A 3,984-nucleotide genomic window follows, 5' to 3' on the forward strand; every position below is an offset into this window, starting at 1 on the left:
TCTTGTAACCGTACCGGACGAGGCCCGCCTCGCCATGGCGAAGTTTCCGGACGCAACCGTACGCTGGTTCGAGCGGTGCGGTCATTTCCCGCATTGGGACCGTCCGGACGAAGCGGCGGACTTCATTCTTCAGTCGCTGCGCTGAGTCCGACTCGTTGGCCTCGCAGATCCCGCCAATCCGCCCGCCACCCGGTCAGTCGATTGCGGCGTCCAGCAGACCGAGCCGGGCCAGGCGGCTCCGGGCAGCCAGCTCGCTCGGGCCCGCCGGTCCAAGGGCCAGGCGCATTAAGCCCAGCACTCCCCGCGTGGCTGAGCGGGCGGGCATGGGCAGCGGGCCCAGCGACGGCGGGTCCAGCCCGAGGAGCCGCTGGAATTTCGGCTCAATGGTAGAGACTGCTCCGGCGAACAGAATCCGGTGTCCGGCCTTCAACGAAGGATGCAGGGGCGGGTCGCGGATGAAACGGACGGCTTCGGCGACTTCGGCACTGTGGGTGAGGGTCCCGGCGTCGTAATAAGCGTCGAGTTGCCCGCGCAGTTCTGCTTCCGAGCGTGGCGGATCGGGAACATGCATCAGGACGCCTGCTTCGGCCCACTCTGCGACGTACCGGTCGGCCCCGCCCGGGATGGGCTTGCCCCAGGCCTGATGGCTCCGGAGGAAGGAATCGGTGAAGGCCAGGTGGACCCAGCTGAGCAGTTCCGGATCGTTGGCGGAATACTGGCGACGGTGGCCGTTAGCGTCGCTATAGGTTCCAGTCACCTTTTCATGCAGCTGCAAAACCCAGTCAGAAGCCTCCTGCGCGGCCTTGGTGTCCCCGTAGGTGACGGTGAAAATCCAACGGATCGTTCCCGCCAGGCGTCCCAACGGGTCTTCGCGGAACCGCGAGAAGTTATACACACCGGCCATGGCCGCCGGGTGCAGGGTCTGCATCAGCAGCGCGCGGATCCCTGCCACGGTGGTCGCCATCGAACCATGCACCGCCCAAGTGGCGGAACCAGGCTGGAAGTAGCCGGCGTCGTCGCCGTCGGCAAGCTGGCGCACCCAATCCGGCCTTCCGTCTTCCCTGCCGGTGAAGGTTTTGCGTAGCCGGCGCCGCGGCTTATCCATCAATCCGCTCATGAAACCAGTATGCGCGCCGTTCATCCGGGACCGCTCCAGGTAACCATTTGGCCACGGCAACACGGGCTCTGCGGGGCGAATATTCATTTTCCCGGCCATGTTCTCTAGGCTGGACTGGTGATCTTCAAAGCTGTGGGCGAGGGACGCCCTTACCCTGACCATGGTTACCAGACCCCAAAAGACTGGGCCGCCGTGGCGCCAAGGCAGGTTCGCCTGGACGAACTTGTCACCACAAAAGGCACGCTGGACCTGGAGGCGCTGCTGGCGGAAGACTCCACATTCTTCGGCGACCTGTTCCCGCATGTTGTGCAGTGGAAGGACACGCTCTACCTCGAGGACGGCCTGCACCGCGCCGTCCGTACCGCCCTGCACCAGCGGACGATCCTGCACGCCCGTGTACTGGTGATTAATGACTGATCCGGAGCGGCCGGAGCGCAGGAAAAGACTATTTGGACGACGCCGCCCGGCAGACCCAAGCACTCTTCACGGCCAGAAAATCGTCACCAGTGATGATCTGCGTGAGGTGTTCGACGACGGAGGTGAGGTTGAGTATCTGCCTGGCTACCGGCGTCGGATCCTCCATGGCGTGGTACTGACCGTCCTCGTGGCGATGATTATTACGGCCGTGCTGCTGGCGTTGGCAATTGCCCGCGGGGACCTCACGGTGCCGTTCCTGGAAACGGAGGAAGATGAACCGTTCGCCTGCCCAACGCAGGTGGTGAACTTTCCCGCGAATGAGGACGTTACCGTCAACGTTTACAACAGCACGGACCAGGGCGGTCTCGCGGGAAGTATCGCTGACCAGCTGCGGGAACGTGGCTACGACGTGGGCGAGGTTGGCAACCGGACGCTGAACAACAACTCCGTCACGGCAGTGGTCGTTTCCGGTACCGACGGGCTGGCCAGCGCATTGAACCTCCAGCGGACCATCTCCGAAACGGAGTATCTGCAGGATGAGCGGAGCGGCGGGACGGTGGACGTTGTGCTCGGACGGGGATTCGCCGGGTTGGTTGCAGCCGGCGAAGTGGACCAGTCGTCAGGGCGGGTGAGCTGCCCCCGGTTGAATTCTGTACCCACTCCGGCCACCGGAACTGCAACACCGCCGGTTACGCCGGAAACGGAACCGGCAACCGAAGAGCCGGCCGAACAGGACAACTGAACCCGTGGTCCCGCGGGCAGCAGCCCACGGATCCGCTGAAGACGTGGTCTTTCCGGCAGGACCGTCAGCGGGTTTCGTAAACCTGAATAGGTTCGCCGTCGCCGTCGAACCGGGCGCCGACGCCGGCCTGGATAAAGCGGACCGTTCCGGAAATTTGCTCCGCGCGCTGCTGATCCGGGTCTTTGGAATCGGGACCGCGGGCAGCGCTCGCGCCGAGGGAGCCATGCACCAGCCGGGCGAGTTCGACGACGTCGTTCTCCGGCAGGTAGCCCTGATCGATGCCTTCACGCAGGATGTCCTGCAGCAGGGCATCGAGTTCACCAACATGGGCGGCGAGTTTGGCGAAGGACTCCTGCGACAACACGGAACGGATGGCCGGCCCCGGCGGCAGGTGCCGTTTGGCGAGGTCTTCCAACTGTGCGCGGACGAACAGGGACAGCTTGTCAACGGGATTGTGGACGCGGCCGAGGTCTTCCTTGAGGTCGGCCAGGAAACGTTCCGTCTCGTCGAGCGCATACGCGACGAGCAACTCCTCAATATCGGAGAAGTAGTTGTAGACCGCTGTCCGCCCGACCCCGGCATGACGCGCGACGTCGGTCATCGTCAATCCGGGAAGTCCATGGCTGAACAGCAACGCACCAAAGGACGTCAGGATCCGGCGCCGGGTACTGGTCCGTTGCTCGGCGTTGGTCGGGGCGGTGATCCGTGGCATGGAGACACTCTACCGCGGACTGTCAGTAAAACCTGGTGCTACTACGTCGAAATGAGGTTGTTGCTATGGCGCGACGGGGCGCCCTACGTCGTGCAGCCGTCGGGTCCGCAGACACCGCCGTCGGTTCCGTCTGCTCCTTCGGCGTTGGCCATCACGAGAGGGTGCGACTCTTTCCACGCCTCGTTCAGGGCATTGGTGAATACCTCGACCGGCTGAGCTCCGGATATACCGTATTTGCGGTCCAGCACGAAGAACGGGACACCATTAACGCCCAGGGCACCGGCTTCGGCAATGTCGGCACGGACGTCGTCGGCATGGCGGCCGGACTGCAGCGTCTCCCGGATTTCGGCATCCTCGAGTCCAAGTGCCGCGCCCAGCTCAACCAGCGTGTCGACGTCGGCAATGTTGCGGCCCTGCTCAAAGTGAGCCGCCAACAATGCCTCTTTGGCAGCGTCGGCCTTGCCCTGCGTTCCGGCGAGGTGGATGAACTGATGGGCAGCGAAGCTGTTGGCGACGACGAGATCCTCGTAGCGGAACGTCAAGCCTTCGCCGGCGGCCTGCTCAGTGACATGCTCGAGCATCTGCTGCACCCGCTCGACCGGCATGCCCTTGCGCTTGCTGAGATACTCCAGTTCCGTTCCCTCGAAGTGTTCGGGAATGTCCGGATCGAGCTGGTAACTGCGCCAGAGCACCTCCACGTCCTCCCGATGCGGGAATTCCGCGAGGGCGGCTTCGAAGCGGCGCTTTCCGATGTAGCACCAGGGGCAGGCGATGTCGGACCAGATCTCTATCTTCATGTCCCGCACAACCACGGCGGCCGGGAGAATGTTCCTGCATGGATGGATGGCGTAGGAATCTGAATCTGGTGGGCAGTACGCGTTGGTTCACAAATCTGGTGGGCAGTACGCGTTGTTCCACCGCGGGATACGCACACATATTGTCGAGTAGCCGTATGCAGACATGTCCTGTCCGCCGTATGCAGACATGGCCAGCCCG

5 protein-coding genes are annotated in these 3,984 nt (G+C 63.5%); 2 read left to right on the top strand and 3 right to left on the bottom strand.

Annotated features, from left to right (window positions below; all coding sequences use genetic code 11):
- Positions 1–193 precede the first annotated feature (193 nt).
- A complete protein-coding gene (locus Y707_RS0108970; protein ID WP_026534833.1) occupies positions 194–1,117 on the bottom strand; it encodes an oxygenase MpaB family protein in 924 nt (307 codons plus the stop codon).
- Between the two features lie 117 nt (positions 1,118–1,234).
- On the opposite strand from Y707_RS0108970, the gene Y707_RS0108975 reads away from it, so the two are divergent.
- Positions 1,235–1,534, top strand: coding sequence for a type II toxin-antitoxin system VapB family antitoxin (locus Y707_RS0108975; RefSeq protein WP_026534834.1), 300 nt, complete (start codon positions 1,235–1,237; stop codon positions 1,532–1,534).
- Positions 1,527–2,276, top strand: a complete 750-nt coding sequence (locus Y707_RS24635) for a LytR C-terminal domain-containing protein (RefSeq protein WP_081744737.1) — start codon at positions 1,527–1,529, stop codon at positions 2,274–2,276. The genes Y707_RS0108975 and Y707_RS24635 overlap by 8 nt, the downstream gene beginning before the upstream one ends.
- A gap of 64 nt (positions 2,277–2,340) precedes the next feature.
- Here the strand turns inward: Y707_RS24635 and Y707_RS0108985 are convergent, their stop codons facing one another.
- Both Y707_RS0108985 and Y707_RS0108990 read right to left on the bottom strand, forming a co-directional pair.
- Positions 2,341–2,988: a TetR/AcrR family transcriptional regulator gene (locus Y707_RS0108985; RefSeq protein WP_026534835.1), complete on the bottom strand. Its 648-nt coding sequence runs from the start codon at positions 2,986–2,988 to the stop codon at positions 2,341–2,343.
- A gap of 83 nt (positions 2,989–3,071) precedes the next feature.
- Positions 3,072–3,785, bottom strand: coding sequence for a DsbA family oxidoreductase (locus Y707_RS0108990; protein WP_026534836.1), 714 nt, complete (start codon positions 3,783–3,785; stop codon positions 3,072–3,074).
- Between the last annotated feature and the right edge of the window lie 199 nt (positions 3,786–3,984).

The sequence above is a fragment of the Arthrobacter sp. H14 genome (genome assembly GCF_000520495.1).
GTDB lineage: Bacteria > Actinomycetota > Actinomycetes > Actinomycetales > Micrococcaceae > Arthrobacter_C.